This window comes from Natrinema salaciae, assembly GCF_900110865.1.
Lineage (GTDB): Archaea > Halobacteriota > Halobacteria > Halobacteriales > Natrialbaceae > Natrinema > Natrinema salaciae.
In genome coordinates this window covers 501,620-518,388 of sequence record NZ_FOFD01000003.1, presented here as the reverse complement: position 1 = coordinate 518,388, position 16,769 = coordinate 501,620, and the positions used below count along the sequence as shown (strand labels likewise).

Annotated in this window: 15 protein-coding genes and 1 pseudogene; 5 read left to right on the top strand and 11 right to left on the bottom strand. The window is 66.6% G+C overall.

Features of this window, described 5'->3' with window-relative positions; genetic code table 11:
* Nucleotides 1–5: 5 nt before the first annotated feature.
* The 9 genes from BMX07_RS11885 to BMX07_RS11845 form a co-directional block, all read right to left on the bottom strand.
* On the bottom strand, nucleotides 6–1,076 hold the full coding sequence (locus BMX07_RS11885) for a [LysW]-lysine hydrolase (RefSeq protein WP_090618036.1): 1,071 nt from the start codon (nucleotides 1,074–1,076) through the stop codon (nucleotides 6–8).
* Entirely contained in the window at nucleotides 1,073–2,221 is a 1,149-nt protein-coding gene (locus tag BMX07_RS11880; RefSeq protein ID WP_090618035.1) for an aspartate aminotransferase family protein, read from the bottom strand. Before BMX07_RS11880 ends, BMX07_RS11885 begins: the two co-directional genes overlap by 4 nt.
* Nucleotides 2,218–3,081 carry an acetylglutamate/acetylaminoadipate kinase gene (locus tag BMX07_RS11875; RefSeq protein WP_090618033.1) on the bottom strand — a complete coding sequence of 288 codons (864 nt, stop codon included), beginning with the start codon at nucleotides 3,079–3,081 and terminating at the stop codon, nucleotides 2,218–2,220. The genes BMX07_RS11880 and BMX07_RS11875 overlap by 4 nt, the downstream gene beginning before the upstream one ends.
* A gap of 1 nt (nucleotide 3,082) precedes the next feature.
* Entirely contained in the window at nucleotides 3,083–4,159 is a 1,077-nt protein-coding gene (argC, locus tag BMX07_RS11870; protein WP_090618031.1) for an N-acetyl-gamma-glutamyl-phosphate reductase, read from the bottom strand.
* Nucleotides 4,159–5,034: a lysine biosynthesis protein LysX gene (gene lysX, locus BMX07_RS11865; protein WP_090618029.1), complete on the bottom strand. Its 876-nt coding sequence runs from the start codon at nucleotides 5,032–5,034 to the stop codon at nucleotides 4,159–4,161. Before lysX ends, argC begins: the two co-directional genes overlap by 1 nt.
* A gap of 94 nt (nucleotides 5,035–5,128) precedes the next feature.
* Complete coding sequence (gene lysW / locus BMX07_RS11860) at nucleotides 5,129–5,293, bottom strand: lysine biosynthesis protein LysW (protein ID WP_005554620.1); 165 nt, start codon at nucleotides 5,291–5,293, stop codon at nucleotides 5,129–5,131.
* Nucleotides 5,294–5,520: 227 nt separating this feature from the next.
* On the bottom strand, nucleotides 5,521–7,059 hold the full coding sequence (gene argH, locus BMX07_RS11855) for an argininosuccinate lyase (protein ID WP_090618027.1): 1,539 nt from the start codon (nucleotides 7,057–7,059) through the stop codon (nucleotides 5,521–5,523).
* A gap of 2 nt (nucleotides 7,060–7,061) precedes the next feature.
* Entirely contained in the window at nucleotides 7,062–8,300 is a 1,239-nt protein-coding gene (locus tag BMX07_RS11850) for an argininosuccinate synthase (RefSeq protein WP_090618437.1), read from the bottom strand.
* A 341-nt stretch (nucleotides 8,301–8,641) separates the two neighbouring features.
* Entirely contained in the window at nucleotides 8,642–9,781 is a 1,140-nt protein-coding gene (locus BMX07_RS11845) for a helix-turn-helix transcriptional regulator (RefSeq protein WP_090618025.1), read from the bottom strand.
* A gap of 85 nt (nucleotides 9,782–9,866) precedes the next feature.
* On the opposite strand from BMX07_RS11845, the gene BMX07_RS11840 reads away from it, so the two are divergent.
* Nucleotides 9,867–10,061 carry a DUF7554 family protein gene (locus tag BMX07_RS11840; RefSeq protein WP_090618023.1) on the top strand — a complete coding sequence of 65 codons (195 nt, stop codon included), beginning with the start codon at nucleotides 9,867–9,869 and terminating at the stop codon, nucleotides 10,059–10,061.
* A 72-nt stretch (nucleotides 10,062–10,133) separates the two neighbouring features.
* The gene (locus tag BMX07_RS11835) at nucleotides 10,134–10,634 is read left to right on the top strand and encodes a 2'-5' RNA ligase family protein (RefSeq protein WP_090618021.1); all 501 of its coding nucleotides are present in this window, start codon (nucleotides 10,134–10,136) and stop codon (nucleotides 10,632–10,634) included.
* Nucleotides 10,635–10,713: 79 nt separating this feature from the next.
* On the opposite strand, the gene BMX07_RS11830 is transcribed toward BMX07_RS11835, so the two are convergent.
* Nucleotides 10,714–12,864, bottom strand: a complete 2,151-nt coding sequence (locus BMX07_RS11830) for an ATP-dependent DNA helicase (protein WP_090618436.1) — start codon at nucleotides 12,862–12,864, stop codon at nucleotides 10,714–10,716.
* Between the two features lie 160 nt (nucleotides 12,865–13,024).
* On the opposite strand from BMX07_RS11830, the gene BMX07_RS11825 reads away from it, so the two are divergent.
* The 3 genes and pseudogenes from BMX07_RS11825 (at nucleotide 13,025) to BMX07_RS11815 (ending at nucleotide 15,671) form a co-directional block, all read left to right on the top strand.
* Nucleotides 13,025–13,639, top strand: coding sequence for a class I SAM-dependent methyltransferase (locus BMX07_RS11825; protein WP_090618019.1), 615 nt, complete (start codon nucleotides 13,025–13,027; stop codon nucleotides 13,637–13,639).
* An 89-nt stretch (nucleotides 13,640–13,728) separates the two neighbouring features.
* Entirely contained in the window at nucleotides 13,729–14,181 is a 453-nt protein-coding gene (locus BMX07_RS11820) for a hypothetical protein (protein ID WP_090618017.1), read from the top strand.
* Nucleotides 14,182–14,384: 203 nt separating this feature from the next.
* Nucleotides 14,385–15,671: pseudogene (locus BMX07_RS11815) on the top strand (RNA-guided endonuclease InsQ/TnpB family protein).
* 45 nt (nucleotides 15,672–15,716) lie between these two features.
* On the opposite strand, the gene BMX07_RS11810 reads toward BMX07_RS11815, so the two are convergent.
* A complete protein-coding gene (locus BMX07_RS11810; protein WP_090618015.1) occupies nucleotides 15,717–16,661 on the bottom strand; it encodes a cation diffusion facilitator family transporter in 945 nt (314 codons plus the stop codon).
* Between the last annotated feature and the right edge of the window lie 108 nt (nucleotides 16,662–16,769).

Genomic DNA, 16,769 nt, shown 5'->3' with positions numbered 1-16,769 from the left:
TGTATTCAGTCCGCACTGAGCGTCCGCGCGACGCGTTCTAAGATCGACACTGACTGGTCGAACTCCGACAGCGGGAGTCGTTCGTCGGGTGCGTGATCGAGGTCGGAGTTCCCCGGGCCGTAGGTCACCATCGGACAGTTCCACGCCCCGGCGTAGATGTTCATGTCGCTGGTTCCGGTCTTTCGCACCAATCGAGGATCGCCGCCTTCCTTGCGGATGGCGACACGAAACGCCCGGGCGACCTCCGTTCGCGGGCTCATCATCACCGGCGGAACCTTGTCCTTCCAGGTCACGGTCCCGACCTCGAGTTCGGCTTCAGCGGCTTCCCGAACGGTCCCGACGTCGAGTGCCGGCGGCACGCGCAACTGGACATCCATCGTCGCCTCGACGGAGAGGCCGTCGTCGCTGACGCCGCCTTCGATGTCGACCGGCTTGGTCGTCACTTGCTCGAAGACCGGTTCGTACTCGTCACCTTCGAAGTGTGCCTCGACGGCGGACCACCAGCGAACGGCGTGTTGGATCGCGTTCGGATCCGGCCGGGACGTGTGGCCCGACTCGCTGGTCGCGACGTACGTGCCGGCGATCAGTCCGCGATAGCCAAGCGTGATGCCGTCGGCACCGGAGGGTTCGCCGTTGACGACGGCGTCCGGTGGCTCGGCTCTGTCGTCGACCAGATAACGTGACCCCGTCGAGTCGACTTCCTCGCCGACGACGCCGACGAAAGAAACGCCGGTGCGGACGGCAGCGGCCGCCATCGCGGCGAGCGGGCCAGTCGCGTCGACGCTGCCACGGCCCCAGAGGATCTCGTCGTCACCGGCTTCCTCGATCTCGACGGGAATGTCTCCCGGGACGGTGTCGATGTGCGAGGTCAACAACACGGCGTCGTCCGCCGGCGCGCGAACGTTCCCGACCGCGTCGATCCAGACCTCCCGGTCGTGGGCCTCGAAGAAATCCACGAGGCGTTTGGCCGCCTCGCGTTCCTCGCCGGTCGGCGAGGGGGTCGAGACGAGATCGACGAGCAACTCACGGGCTTCCGCGGCCGACACGTCGCTCGAGGGATCAGCGTTCGTGCTCATGAGTCGGCGTTCGATCCGAGAACGTCGGCGATCGCGTCGACTATCCGATCGGCGTCCGTCCGCTCCAAGACGAGCGGCGGCAGCAGGCGCAGGACGGTCCGGCCCGCGGGCAGCGCCAGGATCTGGTGTTCCATCGCCAGATCGCGGGCGACGCGGTTCGCACCGCGTTTCAACTCGACGCCGACGAGCAGGCCCTGACCGCGGACGTCGCGGACCTCGTCACCCAGCGCCGCCTCGAGTTCGGTGACGAGATAGTCGCCGATCTCGGCGGCGTGAGCGGGCCACTCCTCCTCGACCAGCGTCGAGACGGTCGCGTGGACCGCCGCGGCGACGACGGGGCCGCCGCTGAACGTGGCGTTGTGCGAGGCCGCGCCGTCGGCGATCCAGTCGCGGACAGCGACCGCGCCGACGGGGAGGCCGTTGCCCAGGCCCTTCGCCGTCGTGAGTACGTCGGGCGTGACGTCCGCGTTCTGGCAGGCCCACATCTCGCCCGTCCGGCCCATTCCGGTCTGGACCTCGTCCAAGACGAGCGCCGCGCCGGCCTCGTCGGTGAGTTCGCGGGCCGTCTCGAGGTAGCCCGCAGGCGGGACGTTGATCCCGCCCTCGCCCTGAATCGGCTCGAGGATCACGGCCGCGGTCTCGTCGTCCACGGCAGCCGCGAGTTCCTCGCCATCGCCGTAGGGGACGAACGCCACGTCGCCGGCCAGCGGCTCGTAGGGCTTCTTGTACTTGTCTTTCCAGGTCGCCGCGAGCGATCCCATCGTCCGCCCGTGGAACGAGCGGGTCGCGGCGACGATCTTCGACTCGCCGGTCGCCGACCGGGCGAACTTCAGCGCGGCCTCGTTGGCCTCGGTCCCGGAGTTGCAGAACCAGGCTTGCTCCAACCCGTCGGGCGTCGCCGCGACGAGCGCGGCGTAGGCGTCCTCGCGCGCCTGAACGGGGTACGAGGAGTCGACGAACGTCAACTCGCCGACCTGCTCCTGGACCGCGTCGACGACCGCGGGATGGCTGTGTCCGAGCGGCGTACACGCGTAGCTCGCGCCCGCGTCGAGGTATTCCGTCCCGTCGGCGGTGTAGAGATGCGGCCCCTCGCCGCGCTCGATGCCGATGGGCTTGCCGCCGGAGACGAAGTCGAGGTCGCTCATTCCGCTGCCTCCGTCCCCGCTTCGGTCTCCTCGAGCACGCCGGGCTCGAGCGTCGTTCCCGCACCCGCGAGCGCGCTACTGATCGGCTCGTCGGCGTTCGCCGTCGCGACGATCACCGACGATGCACCGCCCTCGAGGGCCTCCTCGGCGGCCATGACCTTCTTGGTCATGAACCCCTCGGCGGCGTCTTTCACGGTCTCGAACGCCGCGGGCGTCGCGGCCGACTCGATCTTCGTCGACTCGTCGTCGGGGTCTTCGTAGATACCCGATACGTCGGTCAGGACGACCAGGTCGGCCTCGAGCGCGCCCGCGATGGCCGCCGCGGCGCGGTCGGCGTCGGCGTTGACCGCCGTGTAGCCGCCCCCTTTCTCTTTGCCGAGTACCGGGACGGAGACGACTGGCGTGTAGCCGCCCGCGAGGGTCGTCTCGAGCAGGTCGGCGTTGACCGACTCGATCGTGCCGGAGTGGTCGCCGCGCTTGATCTTCTTCTTGCCGTCCTCTTTCACGCGGACGGCCGATTTGCGCTTGCCTTCGAGCAGTTTGCCGTCCGTTCCGGAGAGGCCGACGGCGTCGACGCCCTCGTTGTGCAGGCTCTCCACCAGATCGGTGTTGAGCTTGCCCGGCATCACCATCTTGAAGACATCCATCGTGCGCTCGTCGGTGAAGCGTCCGACGACGCCGCCGGGGGTCTCGACGTAGGTGGGTTCCTCGCCGAGTTCCGCCAGCGTCTCGTCCACCGCGGTCGAGCCGCCGTGGGTGAGGACGACCGCTTCGCCGTCCGCGACGAGCGACGCCACGTCCGCGAGCGCGCCCTCGGGGTCGACGGCGCGTGCGCCGCCGATCTTGACGACTACTGTCATATCAGGGTGCCCCCACGGGGTGCAGCCCCGTAAACTCGAGTCCGGCCGTCTCCTCCAGTCCCAGCGCGACGTTGGCGGCGTGGACCGCCTGTCCCGCGGAGCCTTTCATCATGTTGTCGATCGCCGAGAAGACGACGACGCGCTTGTTCGAGGGGTCGAGTTCGAAGCCGACCTCGGCGAGGTTCGTCCCGGCGACCGCCTTGGGCTCCGGATACCGATACACACCGGAGCCGCCAGCGGCCATCCGGACGAACGGCTCGTCCTCGTAGCAGCCGCGGTACGCCTGCCAGAGGTCGCCCTTCGAGACGGGACCCGAGGGGAAGACGTGGTTCGTCGCGCTGGCACCGCGGACCATGTCCACGGCGTGGCAGGTGAACGCGACCGACGTGCCGAGGAACTGCTCGATCTCGGCTTCGTGTCGGTGCCCCGTCGGCGCGTACGGGCGCACGACGCCCGAGCGCTCGGGGTGGCTCGAGGCCTCGCCGCCGCCGGCTCCGCCCTCGGAGGAGCCGACTTTCACGTCGACGACGATCTGCTCGCCGCCGTCGAGGATGTCGTGCTCGAAGAGCGGGTAGAGCCCGAGGATCGTCGCGGTGGCGTTACAGCCGCCGCCGGCGATCAGTTCCGCGCCCTCGAGGTTGTCCCGGTTGATCTCTGGGAGCGCGTATTCGGCTTTCTCGAGGTACTCCGGGGCCTCGTGGCCGTCGTACCACTCGTCGTACTGGTCTTCGCTCTCGAGGCGGAAGTCCGCCGAGAGATCGACGACGGTGTCCGCGATCTCGAAGAAGTCGTCGATCCGGCCCATGGAGACGCCGTGTGGCGTCGCCGCGAACAGCACGTCGACGGACTCGAGGTCGTCGGGTTCGGTAAAGCGCAGGTCCGACCCGCGCAGTGGCGGGTGGACCGAACCGACGCTCTTCCCGGCCTTCGAGCGGCTGGTGACCTCCGCGAGCTCGACGTTCGGGTGGCTGGCGAGCAGGCGAAGCAGTTCGCCGCCGGTGAACCCGGAACCGCCGATGACGCTCGCGGTGACCGTCTCGGCGCTCTCGTCCGCCCCGGTCTCGGTGCCGACCGCCATCAGGCGGTCACCTCGAGTTCGGGATCGGCCGCCTCGGCTTTCGTCTCGAGCCAGTCGACGACGGTGCCGGCGATGTCGGTCTCGACGGCGTCGTCGAGAGCCTTGAACTCGACGGTGTGGTTGACCTCGTGGACGGTGTACGACTCCCCGGTCTCCATGAGGTCGATGCCGAGCAGCCCGCCGCCGACGGCGTCGCTGGCTTTTTCGACGAGTTCGAGTGCGTCGTCGTCGAGGTCGAAGACGTCCGTCTCCGCGCCCTTGGCGGCGTTGGTGATCCAGTGGTCCGACGAGCGGACCATCGCGGCGACGGGGTCGCCGTCGACGGCGAGCACGCGGATGTCGCGGCCCGGCTTGTCGACGAACTCCTGGACGTAGAACACCTTGTGCTCGTAGTGGCCGAGCGTCGCCTTGTGCTCCAGGATGGCCTCGGCGGCCGACTCGGAGTCGATCTTGGCCATCAGGCGACCCCACGATCCCACGACGGGTTTGAGGACGCAGGGGTAGCCGAACTCCTCGATGGCCGCCATGGCCGTCTCTTTGGTGAAGGCGACCTTCGTCGCGGGCGTGGGAACGCCCGCGGCCTCGAGCGCGAGGCTGTTTTTCACCTTGTCCGCGCAGACGTCTGCGGTCTCGTGGCTGTTGACCACCGGGATGCCGTACGCCTCGAAGAACTGCGTGGCGTACAGGCTCCGACTCGTGGCGAGACAGCGGTCGACGACGATGTCGAGGTCGTCGAACGCCGCGGGCGTCTCCGAGATATCGAACGTCTGCTTGCGGACGTCGATCTTCGTCACCTCGTGATCGCGGTCGCGAAGCTCGCTCAGCAGGAGCTTCTCGTCCTTGCGAATCCGTGAATAGAGTATGCCTACGTTCACGCGAGCCACCTCCGGGTGGGGTCAGCGAGGCACTCGTCGGGAGTCCCTCGAGCCGTGTGTGCAGGGCGGGCCGGTATCGTGGCCGTCTGCAAGGTCACTCACCCCAGTCCTCTTCGAGCTCGGGGGCCCGCTCGAGGACTGGCGGCTCGGTGTCGACGACTTCCAGTTCGGCGCCGCAGGTCGTGCAGTCGACAATCTCTCCGACTTCCAGATCGTCGTGCAGGGACACCTCGGCCCCACACTCGACGCATTCGGTCATTGTACCTCCAACTGGGAGCCCGGTTCCCTTAAAGCCTTCGAAATTAACAGAAGTATTACAATACTGCACTACCCTCTAACGAAGCTTCGAGACCGTCTCCGAGCAATTTTAATTTGACATATCATGAAGTAGGTATCTAGTCCCCTCGCGGGGATCGTCGTCGGACCGACCGATCGACCGGCCGCGGCTGCGCGGGCGGGCTCGGTCTCGGCGCTCGAGCGGGGGCCTCAGACATAGTCGTTCACCTCCGAACGGAGCGCCTCGCGCGCCGCCTCGAGCCCCTCGGAGCGGTCCGCGAGCGCGTCTTCGTCGGCCGCGATCGCCTCGCGGGCCGACTCGAGTTGCGGATCGACCGCCTCGGGAGCGGGACCGCCCTGCGAATCGCGGCTCGCGACGCTCTCGGCGGGATCGAGCGCGTCTTCGACGGCCTCCGGATCGACGTGGGCCTCGAGCGATTCGCCGAGGACTGACTGTGCGGCGGACTCGAGCGCGTCGTAGTCCGCGCTATGCTCGGCGGCGATCGCGACCAGTTCGTGCGCCGTCCTGAAGGGAAGGCCGTTGGCCGCGAGCAGGTCGGCGACGCCGGTCGCCGTCGAGAATCCCGCGCCGGCTTCGGCCGCGAGCGTCTCCGCGTTCCAGTCGGCCGTCGCAACCGCGCCGGCCGCGACCGCGCTCGCCTCGGCGACGGCGTCGACGGTCTGCCAGGCGTGGGTCGTCGCCCGCTGCAGGTCGCGGTTGTACGCGCGCGGCAGTCCCGTGAGCGTCGTCGTCAACCCCTGAACGCCGCCGGCCGCGTCGCCCGCGACGGCGCGGACGAGTTCCAGCGTGTCCGGGTTCTTCTTCTGTGGCATGATCGACGACGTCGAGGAGTAGTCGTCCGACAGATCGACGAAGCCACGGTTCGCGAAGATGATCACGTCCTCCGCCAGCCCCGACAGCGTCGTCGCGTGCGTCGACAGCGCCTGCACCGTCTCGAGCAGGAAGTCCCGGCTTGAGGCGGCGTCCATCGAGTTCTCGACGACCCCCTCGAAACCGAGCAACGCGGCGGTCCGCTCGCGGTCGATGTCGAAGGTCGTCCCCGCGAAGGCGGCCCCGCCGAGCGGGGACTCGTTGATTCGGCCGTACGCATCGAGCAGGCGGTCGGTGTCGCGGCGAACGGCTCCCTCGTAGGCGAGCGCCCAGTGAGCCACGGTGGTCGGCTGGGCGGGCTGGAGGTGGGTGTAGCCGGGCATGATCGTCTCCCGGTGTGCGGCCGCGACCTCGACCAGCGATTCGCGCAGCGCGAGCGTCGTCTCGACGGCTTCGAGCACGTCCTCGCGCAGGCGGTAGCGGATGCAGGCAGCGACCTCGTCGTTGCGCGAGCGCGCGGTGTGCATCTTCCCGCCGTCCGCGCCGATGCGCTCGATGACGGCCGTTTCGATGGCCTCGTGGACGTCCTCGCCGTCGGGCAAGGTGCCGTGGCCGTCGACCTCGATCGCGTCGAGCGCGGTCAGGATCCGCCCGGCGACCGCGTCCGCGATGATTCCCTGCTCGGCGAGCATGACGGTGTGTGCGCGGTCGACCTCGAGGTCGGCCTCGAAGATTCGCTCGTCGGCCTGGAGCGAGGAGAGGAAGCTCCGGGCGGGGCCGCCACTGAAGCGGTCCCGGCGGACGACACCGTCGGATCGCGAACCGGTGGATCGGTCACCGCCCTCGTCGTCACCGCCGTCGGCTTCGATCGCTGGTTCGGACGCAGGTGTGTCGCCGTGAGCGTTCTCCTCGGTCATCGTTACTCCTCTCCGTCGTCTCCGCTGCCGTCGGTCGCGAGTTCGACGCCCTCGTCCGCGGCGTTGGCGGCGATCGCCTCGTTCGCGAGGCGACGCTGGAAGCCGTGATACTTCGCGACACCGGTGGCGTCCTCCTGCGTGATCTTCCCGACCGTCTCGGTGTCGAAGGAGGCGTGTTCGGCGGAGTAGGCCGCGAACGTACTGTCGCGAGCGACCGGACGGGCCTGGCCGCCCTCGAAGCGGATCGTGACCGTTCCGGTGACGCGCTTCTGGGTTTCATCGATGAAGCCCTCGAGCGCGCTCACGAGCGGTGCGTCGATCAGCCCCTCGTAGCCCTTCTGGGACCACTGCTGGTCGATCTGCTGTTTGAACTGGCGCTCCTCCTGTGTCAGGACGAGCCCCTCGAGCGCCTCGTGGGCGTTCAACAGCGTCGTCGCGCCGGGGTGTTCGTAGTTCTCGCGGACCTTCAGCCCGAGCATGCGGTCTTCCATCATGTCGGTGCGGCCGACGCCGTACCCGCCGGCGAGCTCGTTGAGGTGCTCGATGAGTTCGACCGGCTCGTACTCCTCGCCGTCGACGGCGACGGGGTAGCCGTTCTCGAAGGAGATCTCGATCTCTTCGGTCTCGTCGGACGGGTTGCTGGTCCACTCGTAGATCTCCGTGGGCGGGACGTAGTTCGGGTCCTCGAGGTCGTCGCCCTCGACGGAGCGGCTCCAGATGTTGGTGTCGATCGACCAGTCGCCGCCGCTGCCACCCTCGACGGGGAGGTCCCGCTCGGCGGCGTACTCCTGTTCCCACTCACGGGTGAGCCCGAGTTCGCGCACGGGGGCGATGACCTCCAGGTCCGAGCTCCGCCAGACGGCCTCGAAGCGCAGCTGGTCGTTGCCCTTGCCCGTACAGCCGTGGGCGATTCCGGTACAGTCCTGTTCCTCGGCGACCTCCAGGATCGCTTCCGCGATCACCGGGCGGGCGAGGGCGGTTCCAAGCGGGTAGCCCTGATAGGTCGCGTTCGCGCGAACGCTCTCGAGACAGAGTTGAGCGAATTCCTCTCGCGCGTCGACGACGTAGTGGTCGAGGCCAAGCGCCTCGGCAGTCTCTTCGGCTTCGTCGAATTCCGACGCCGGCTGGCCGACGTCGACCGTGACGCCGATCACCTCGTCGTATCCGTATTCCTCCTCGAGCAACGGGACACAGACGGTCGTGTCCAGGCCGCCCGAGAACGCGAGTGCAACGCGTGTCATGTCGTACTCGAGTGAAACCACAGGACGGACTTAAACTCATTGGTTTCAGTTGCGTAAATTAAAGGTAGAGCGTCTGCTAACCGAATATACTGTACTTTCGGGAACGTTGGAACGGACCGGGACAGGGGGAGTAGTATAGTGCGGGCTCAAAGGCCCGGTCGGAGTCGCCGCGGTCGCCGCCGAGCGACGGACCCGTCGGTACCGAGAACGGCGATCGGCGTGCCGACGGAGTGGCTCATTGGTGGTTCCTTACCAACTGGCGGTATTAAACCCTTTCTGCGTGGCAAGTATTGCGCGGCCGCCGAACGCGGTGTCGGATCGAGCGGCGAACGTCGCCGTCGCTACTCCTCCTCCTCTTCCTCGGGCAGCGACAGCACGTTCTCGCGACCGATCCGAAACACCTCGATCTCGTCGTCCTCGCGGAGGTCGCCGACGACCTGACTCGTCTTGGCCTCGGTCCACTCCAGTTCCGAGACGACTTCCTGCTGTTTGACCCGGCCGCCGCGCTGCTCGAGCAGGCGGAGAACGCGTTCCTCGTTGCTCAGCAGTTCCGGCGGGGGGCCGTCGACGGCGTTCGGTCCGGGTTCAGTCGATCCGTCGGTCCGTCGCGCGACCTCCGGTTCCACCGCGGGCGCGGCGTCGTCCCGGCGTTTGCGGCCGATCAGCCAGCCCACGGCTCCGACGGTCGCCAGTAACGCGAGCGCCAGGACGACGATCACCCACGGCATCGCCGGCCCCGTCGGCTCCTCGTCGGACGGCGTCGACTCCGCGGTCTCGTTTCCGTTCTCGATCAGGACGAGCCGCGGCTGCTCCTCGGTAAAGGATACCCCTTCGCTTCCCTTCCAGATGACCGATCCGTCGGTCGATTCGCTCGGCGACGGATCGACCTGCGGTTCGCCCTCGCTGCGAGCGACCGCGTACGTCTCCGGCCAGCGGAACTGTAACGTCGTCCCATCGTCGAGCGTCATTCCGGAGACCGCGGCGCCCGCCTCGATTCGGTTCAGTTGTACGAGCGCGAAGTCGGACCACTGGTAGGTGACCACGGCGTGGCCGACCTCCCGCGGTGCGGAGTTCGTCTCCGTCGTGATCGAGACGTTCGTGATGTTCATCTCCCGCTCCGTCCTGTTTTGCCCCTCCGCGAGCGTTTCGTTCCACTTCGTCCGTTCGGAAGCGGTGTACTCCTCCTGGTTCGAGTCGATCTCCTCCCGAAGCGCCTCCCACTCCGCCGCGGAACTGTTCCCGTCGTCGATGTGGAACTGATAATCGACCGTCACCTGTGCAGTACCGTTCTCGGCGATCGCAACGTCGATATGGATCTGATCGGCGTCCTCGAGTTGCAACTGGTCGTCCGAATCCGACTGTAGCGCCGCTCGCGAAACGTCGGCGGTCGACGCATCAGCGGTCGACGCCGGGACAAACGCGAACGAACACGTGACCACCACGAGCACGCAGATCAGGGCCCGCAGCCCCCTCTCGTCCATTATGAGGACATGCCGTGGCCGCCTAAATAGGTCTTTCCGACCGCGGTGCGATGTACTTTTTACACACTCACGCGAACGTGAAGGTATGCTCGACACGCGTGGCGAACTCGAGGTCGAAACGCTGCTGAAGATCGTCCTCGGACTGATCGCCGTTTTGCTCGTCCTCGAGATCGTCCAGGTGATACTCGGCAGTATCGCGGGGTTGCTCGGCCCGTTTTTCGTACTCGTCCAGCTGGCGATCGCGGTCCTGATCGTCCTCTGGTTGCTCGATCGGCTCTGAGGCGGCCGCCGACCTGCATCCATCGTGAGCGACCGCCAGACTGATTGTCGCATCGCCCCACTACCGAACGAAGTGTACAGCGTCAACGTCCCGGTTCCCGGTCGCGTTCGACAGCTCGCGAACCGGCTCCATCCCGATCTGATCGGGTTCGACACCGTCCGCGAGGACCACTCGTGTCTGCTCAAGCGGCTCGGCGAGGCCGATCACGTCGCACAGCTCCAGCACCGCGCCCACCGCGCGCTCGAGGGGACCCCCGCCGTCGAGGCGGCGATCACCGGCATCGACTACTTCGAGGACCCGCCGCTCGGCTCCGCACCCGTCGTCTATCTGGCCGTCGAGAGTCCCGGCCTCGAGGGGATCCACGCCGATCTCACCGACGCCTTCGAGCCGGTCGCGGGACTCGAGGGAGCCGACTACGTTCCGCACGTGACGCTCGCTCGCGGCGGCGACCTCGAGACCGCGACCCGACTGGCCGACCGGGAGCTCGAGCCGATCCAGTGGACGGTCAGCGAACTCGAGTTCTGGGACGGGACCTACAAGCTCCCGGTGAGTCGCATTTCGCTGCCGTCGTAGCTCCCCGCTCGAGCGGGCGACGACCGACTGCCCGCACACCGGTGCCGACGTACCGATACTCCGACAGTCCGAGACTCCATTACGGTGCCGGCGGTTCACCGTCGTATTCGTCGTGCCCGCCGTAGAAGTTGAGCATCGCGAACTTGAGTTTTGCCGGGTCGATGTCGATCAGTTCCTCGCGCTCCTCGTGGGGGAAGGTTCCGTTGACGCTGTACTTGCCTAAATCCGACTTCGCCGACCGCGAGTAGCGCCGGTCGAGCAGCGCGCGGACGCCGACCTCCGCCGGCGACCGGAGGACCCGACCGAGTGCCTGTCTGGTCTTGCGGACCGTCGGGATCTCGACGGCGTAGCGCCAGCCCGTGTCGGTGCCGTCGAAGGCCACGTCGTAGGCGTCCTGAACCGCCTCGGCCCGGTCGTCCAGGTGCGGGTACGGAACGCCGACGACCAGCACCGTGTGGGCGTCGTCCCCGTCGAAACTCACGCCCTCCGCGAGGGTCCCCCACAGCGAGGTACAGAGCACCGCGTCGTCGTCCGCGACGAACCGCTTGCGGAGCTCCTCGACGGACTCGCCGGGCTCGTCCAGATAGACCGTCCGGTCGCTATGGCGCTCGAGCCGATCGGCGTACCGACTCGCCTCGCCGTAGTTGGGGAAGAAGGCGAGCGTGTTGCCGGGAGTCATGCGGACGGCGTCGCTGATCGTCTCGGCGACTTCCGCCTGAACCGCGGGATCGTCGCGATCCGACGAGAACAGCGGCGGCGTCTCGACGGCGTACGTCCGGCGGTTCTCCTCGGGGAACTGCAGCCCGTAGGCCATCGTCACCGCGTCCTCGAGCCCCAGCACGTCCTCGGTGACGTCGAAGGGCTGGAGCGTGGCGCTCATGAGGACGGTCGCGTGGACTTCGTCGAACAGCTCGCCGGTCACCTGCCGCGGGAGGCAGGTGTACAGCTCCGCCCGCCCGTAGACCTCGTCGGTGCCGGCGTCGCGAGTGACGGAGACGACCGGATACAGCCCCTCCTTCGAACCCTCGGTCATCCACGCGCTGACGAACGCCGCGGCCTGCAGGGTCTGACACTCCGTCCGCGTGGCCGTCTCGCCCTCTCGATACGCTTCCTCGTACTCTTCGTCTAACTCCTGGCCCAGCTTCATCGCGGCCTCGAGATCGTCCTCGATCCCCCGTCCGGAGTAGCGCTGGAGGAACTCGAGGGTGAGGTCGTCCTTCCGATCGTCGTTGGCGATGGGGACGTCGGACCAGTTCTCGCCGAGCTGCTCGCGGTCGCCGAACCCGAACGACTCCTCGTAGGTCTCGACGAGCGCGCGGTGGAACGCCGAGAGGACGTTCGCGGCGTCCGCCGAGCGCGGATCGTCGGTCTCGGCGAGCTCGTCCAGTGCGGAGTCGAACGTTCGCTCGGAGCAGGTGCGGGTGGCGTGCTCCCGAGCGGCGTCCTCGACGTTGTGGGCCTCGTCGAAGACGGCGATCACGTCGTCGGGATCGCGGCCGAGCCAGCGGAAAAACTGGTCCCGAATCGTGGAGTCGAGCAGGTGGTGGTAGTTACAGACGACCAGATCGACGCCCTCGATCCCCTCTTTGAGGAGCTCGTACCCGCAGAACTGCCGTTGGTCGGCGTATTCGTAGATCTCGTCGGGCGTGCGGACGTCCTCGAAGAGCCAGCCGAAGAACTCGTCCGTGTCCTCGGTCAGGTTGTTCCGGTAGTAGTCACAGACGTTCTGCTCCTCGAGGTCGTCGAGGCGCTCCTCGATGCCCTCGAGTTCGTCCATCACCGCCGAGCGGGCGTCGGCCGCCGACCCGTCGCCGTCCTGGCTCTCGGCGAGGAGTTCGCGCTGTCGGCGCTCGAGTTGCTCGCGGTCGCGCTCCGCGTCGACGACGGCGCGGGTGTTGTCCCGCAGCGCCTGACACTCCTCGTAGCCGACGTCGATGTGGCACATCGAGGCCTTTCCCTTGAAGACGACCGCGCGGATGGACTCGCCGCGGGTGATCGCGCGGGCTTCGGCGACGAACTGTCGCATCTGCTGGTGGACGTTCGTCGTGATGACGACCGTCTTGTCCTGCTCGCGAGCGATCTCGAGGGCGGGGACCAGCGACGACAGAGTCTTGCCGGTCCCGCAGGCCCCCTCGAACAGGACGTCCCGTCCCTGATGGAGGGAGTTGTAGATGCGGTCCATCGCCTTGCGCTGATTCTCGTACGGCTGGTCGTACGGGAAAAAGCGCATGTACCCGGCTGTCTCGGACACACGTGACGATAGGTTCGCGCTCCGATAAAAGGATTCGTCTCGGTTCGTCGCGCGGGAGCGGACGACCGCTCTCGCGAACCGTCATCGCAACGAGTATCACAGCGCCGTCCCGAACGCTTCGGACGCGGAATCACGGACCATGGACGACGTCTCCCGCACGCTCGAGGAATACGAGTCCGACGCCGACGCGTACGTTCGAAAGTACCGCTCCGGGTCGATCGCCGCCCGGTACGGAAGGCCGTTCTTCGAGGCGCTCACCGGTTCCCGACTGCTGGACGTCGGCTGTGGCCCCGGGGCAGATATTTCGACGTTCGAATCCGCCGGGTACGACGTCGTCGGGCTCGATTTGACACCGTCGTTCCTGCGAGCGGCGCGTGACAGCGACTCGACCGCGTCGCTCGTCCGGGGAGACATGCGCCGCCTTCCGTTCGGAGACGGCTCCGTCGACGGCATCTGGAGTTCCGCGTCCTTCCTTCACGTTCCGCGATCGGACGCGGCCCCGACCCTGCGCGAATTTCGTCGCGTCCTCCGTCCAGCCGGCGTCGTCTTCCTCTCCGTCAAGCGGGCCCCGACGACGCCGGGCGAATCGAACGAGAGGCACTTCGAATACTACGGCCCGGAAGCGATCGGTTCGATCGTTCGGGACGCCGGGTTCGAACCGGTCGTCGTCGAGACCGAGGAGAACTGGGTATCGATGGTCGCGAGCGCCGAGACCGACGATGCGGGCGCGACGGCGGGCAGTTCGAGTCGGTAGTCGGGTCGAGACGATGACCCACCGACGGTCATGACCGGCCGGCTATCGCGCGGTACAGCGACAAACGTGTCGCGTTCCTCGCCTCCGACATGGCCATCCCGGGATACGATTCGAGCGACGTCGCGACGTACACACTCGAGCAAGCGGGGGCTCGCGTCGAACTCGTCGCGGGCGTCGTTCCCGACGCGTTCGGGCTCGCGAAGAGCGGTCGCGGGCCGCCGGTCGACGCGCTCGCCGATCCCGTCGACCTCGTCGCGCTCGAGGAACTGAAAGCGATCGAAGCCGTCAGGATCGCGCTCGTCTACGATCCGGCGAAGCTGCCGCCGGGTGCGAGCCCGACCGACGTCGCGGTCGCCGTCGAAACCAGCGGTGGGTCGGAGTCGCACCGAACGGACGGCGACGGCGGCTGGGTCCCCCTCGAGTCGACGGTTGACCTGGAGGAGACGACGGTGACGGCGGTGCTGAACGACCGGCCGCCGGGGTCGACCGTCGTGGCGGGGTACAACGATCGAGGTGACGGAGCCGGGGAGTCGGCGGACTAGATCGAACGGAGACGGCGACGGACGCGGCAGACGGCGACAGGCGACTACCTTCAACAGCGAGAGAGTCCCGCCGTTCACGGCGGGCGTGAATCGCGTCACTTGGGGGCCTTCCCACATAAACCACTCGGCTGGATATTCGCCACGACGTTCACTTTCACTACGATTGGATCGTCATTATATCACTACAGCACAATAGGCTACGTGTGGCGAATCAGGTCACTCGCACTTACGTTACGACCATTCGCAACCACCGACAGGTGTGCAAGGACCTGGATTCGCTCGGGTTCGCTGCCTCGAGACTCTGGAACGTTGCGCGGTAGACGTCCGATCGGATCTGGCACGAAACCGGACACATTCCAGGGCACGCCGAGCTGTCCGCGTACCTCAAGAACCACGAACGCTACGCCGACCTCAATGCACAGTCGAGTCAGCGAGTTATCCAAGAACTCGCTGAGGCGTTCCAGTCGTGGTACGCACACCGACAGAACGGCAACGAGAACGCGAACCCGCCCGGCTACCGCAAGCGTGGCGACGAACATCCGCGCTCGACGGTCACGTTCAAAGAAGACGGCTTCAAACACGACGCGAAGCACAACCGCGTTCGCCTCTCGAAAGGCCGTAATCTCAAAGAACATTGGTCGGACTTCATTCTCTGCGAGTACGAACCCGATCCCGACGCAACCGTCGAGAACGTCCAACAGGTGCGCGCCGTCTGGAACGACGTGAGAGACGAGTGGGAACTCCATCTCATCTGCCGCGTTGAACTCGGGGACGCCGACTCACCTGGCGAACGAACCGCTGGGATCGACCTCGGGATTAGCAACATCGCAGCCGTCTCCTACGGCGACGGAGCCGTTCTTTATCCTGGCGGGGCGCTCAAAGAGGACGAGTATTACTTCGCCAAGGAACGCGCGAAGTGTAACGACTCGAGGTCGAACGAAGCCCGCCGACTCGACCAAAAATGGTCGAACCGACGAACACACTTCTTGCACACGCTCTCGAAAACGATCATCGAGGAGTGCGCCCGCCGCGACGTCGGCACGATCGCCGTCGGCGACCTCTCTGGTATTCGCGAGCGTGAGAACGGCGAGGCGAGAGACTGGGGTTCGAAGGGCAACCATTCGTTGCACCGCTGGGCGTTCGATCGGTTCATCACCATGCTCGAGTACAAGGGCAACGAACGCGGAATTACCGTCGAGACGGTCAACGAACGCAATACCTCGAAGACGTGTTCGTGTTGTGGTCTCAAGGACGCCAGTCAGCGCGTCGAACGTGGACTGTACGTCTGTGAGGAGTGTGGCACCGTCGCCAACGCCGACGTCAACGGAGCCGAGAACATTCGACGTGAACTCGAGGGCGCGAAAGTACCTCCGAGTCCTCACGACGAGGATAGGAGTACCGGCTGGATGGCACAGCCAGCAGTCCACCTGTTCGATCGCGAGAGCGGCCGGTTCACACCGAGAGAACAGGTCGATGACTGCAAACCATAATATCCTAACGCTCGGGAAACCTCGGCGTTTACGCCGAGGGGGATGTCATGTTTCGGGTTCGATGTAGACCTTCCTGATCTGGTCGTCGTGGTCCATCAGGGCGAGTTCGAGTTTCGTGATCCGGTCGTTGATCGTCTCGGCGTCGAGGGCGGGCTCGAAGGCGACGTCGGCGGTGACGAGCAGTTCCTCCGCGCCGAAGTAGACCGTCCGGAAGTCGACGAGTTCGGTGACGCCGTCCCAGTCGGCGACGATCCGGCGGAGCTCGTCCTCGTCCGGCTTGGGAAGGCTCTCCCCGAGGATGAGGCGCTTGTTCTCCAGCGCGAGCGCGATGGCGAATCCCATGAGCATGAGCCCGATGACGAGCGCGGCACCGGCGTCGTACACCGGGTTTTCGGTGACTCGAGTGAGATAGATCCCGAACAACGCGATCCCCGCGCCGGCGAGCGCGATGGAGTCCTCGGTGAGCGCGGTCAGCGTCGTCACGTCGCTGGTCTTGGCGAACGCCTCGCGGAGGCTCGTCCAGCCGTGCTCGTCCATCTGGCGGCTGATCCCCTGGTAGGCCTTCCAGAGCGCGTAAGACTCGAAGAGAATGGCGCCGAGCAACACGGCATAGTTGACGTAGACCGGGTCGAACGTCGCGCCGAACAGTGTCACGGGGTCGTTGGCCCGGTGGACCCCCCCTTCCCGCAGCGCGCTGTAGCCGTGACGGGCGCTCTCCCAGCCGGCGATACCGAAGAGCATGACGCTCACCAGCAGGCTGTAGAAGAACTGCGCCTTCCCGTGGCCGAACGGGTGTTCTCGAGTCGCCTCCTGTGCGCCGTACTTGATCCCGACCAGCAGGAAGATCTGGTTGCCCGTGTCCGAGATCGAGTGATACGTCTCCGACAGCATGGCGGGACTCCCGGTCAACAGAAACCCGCCGAACTTCAGGACCGCGATCGCGCCGTTCGCGAACAGTGCGGCGAGGACGACGGAGGTGCTACTGGCCATCGGCGGGGTCTACGAAGGGGCGGTCCTAAAGTGTAAGCCATTCTAGAGCGCGGTTTCGCCCGGTTCGCGATCGGTCGCCGCCCGGTTCGCGCCCGGCAGACCGCCGCT

Coding starts and splice junctions, on each gene's coding strand:
- BMX07_RS11880 (WP_090618035.1), bottom strand. CDS start 2,221: ATGAGCGACCTCGACTTCGTCTCCGGCGGCAAGCCCATCGGCATCGAG.
- argC (WP_090618031.1), bottom strand. CDS start 4,159: ATGGCGGTCGGCACCGAGACCGGGGCGGACGAGAGCGCCGAGACGGTC.
- lysW (WP_005554620.1), bottom strand. CDS start 5,293: ATGACCGAATGCGTCGAGTGTGGGGCCGAGGTGTCCCTGCACGACGAT.
- BMX07_RS11875 (WP_090618033.1), bottom strand. CDS start 3,081: ATGACAGTAGTCGTCAAGATCGGCGGCGCACGCGCCGTCGACCCCGAG.
- BMX07_RS11820 (WP_090618017.1), top strand. CDS start 13,729: ATGGCCATCCCGGGATACGATTCGAGCGACGTCGCGACGTACACACTC.
- BMX07_RS11830 (WP_090618436.1), bottom strand. CDS start 12,864: ATGCGCTTTTTCCCGTACGACCAGCCGTACGAGAATCAGCGCAAGGCG.
- BMX07_RS11850 (WP_090618437.1), bottom strand. CDS start 8,300: ATGACACGCGTTGCACTCGCGTTCTCGGGCGGCCTGGACACGACCGTC.
- BMX07_RS11810 (WP_090618015.1), bottom strand. CDS start 16,661: ATGGCCAGTAGCACCTCCGTCGTCCTCGCCGCACTGTTCGCGAACGGC.
- argH (WP_090618027.1), bottom strand. CDS start 7,059: ATGACCGAGGAGAACGCTCACGGCGACACACCTGCGTCCGAACCAGCG.
- BMX07_RS11885 (WP_090618036.1), bottom strand. CDS start 1,076: ATGAGCACGAACGCTGATCCCTCGAGCGACGTGTCGGCCGCGGAAGCC.
- BMX07_RS11825 (WP_090618019.1), top strand. CDS start 13,025: ATGGACGACGTCTCCCGCACGCTCGAGGAATACGAGTCCGACGCCGAC.
- BMX07_RS11840 (WP_090618023.1), top strand. CDS start 9,867: ATGCTCGACACGCGTGGCGAACTCGAGGTCGAAACGCTGCTGAAGATC.
- BMX07_RS11845 (WP_090618025.1), bottom strand. CDS start 9,781: ATGGACGAGAGGGGGCTGCGGGCCCTGATCTGCGTGCTCGTGGTGGTC.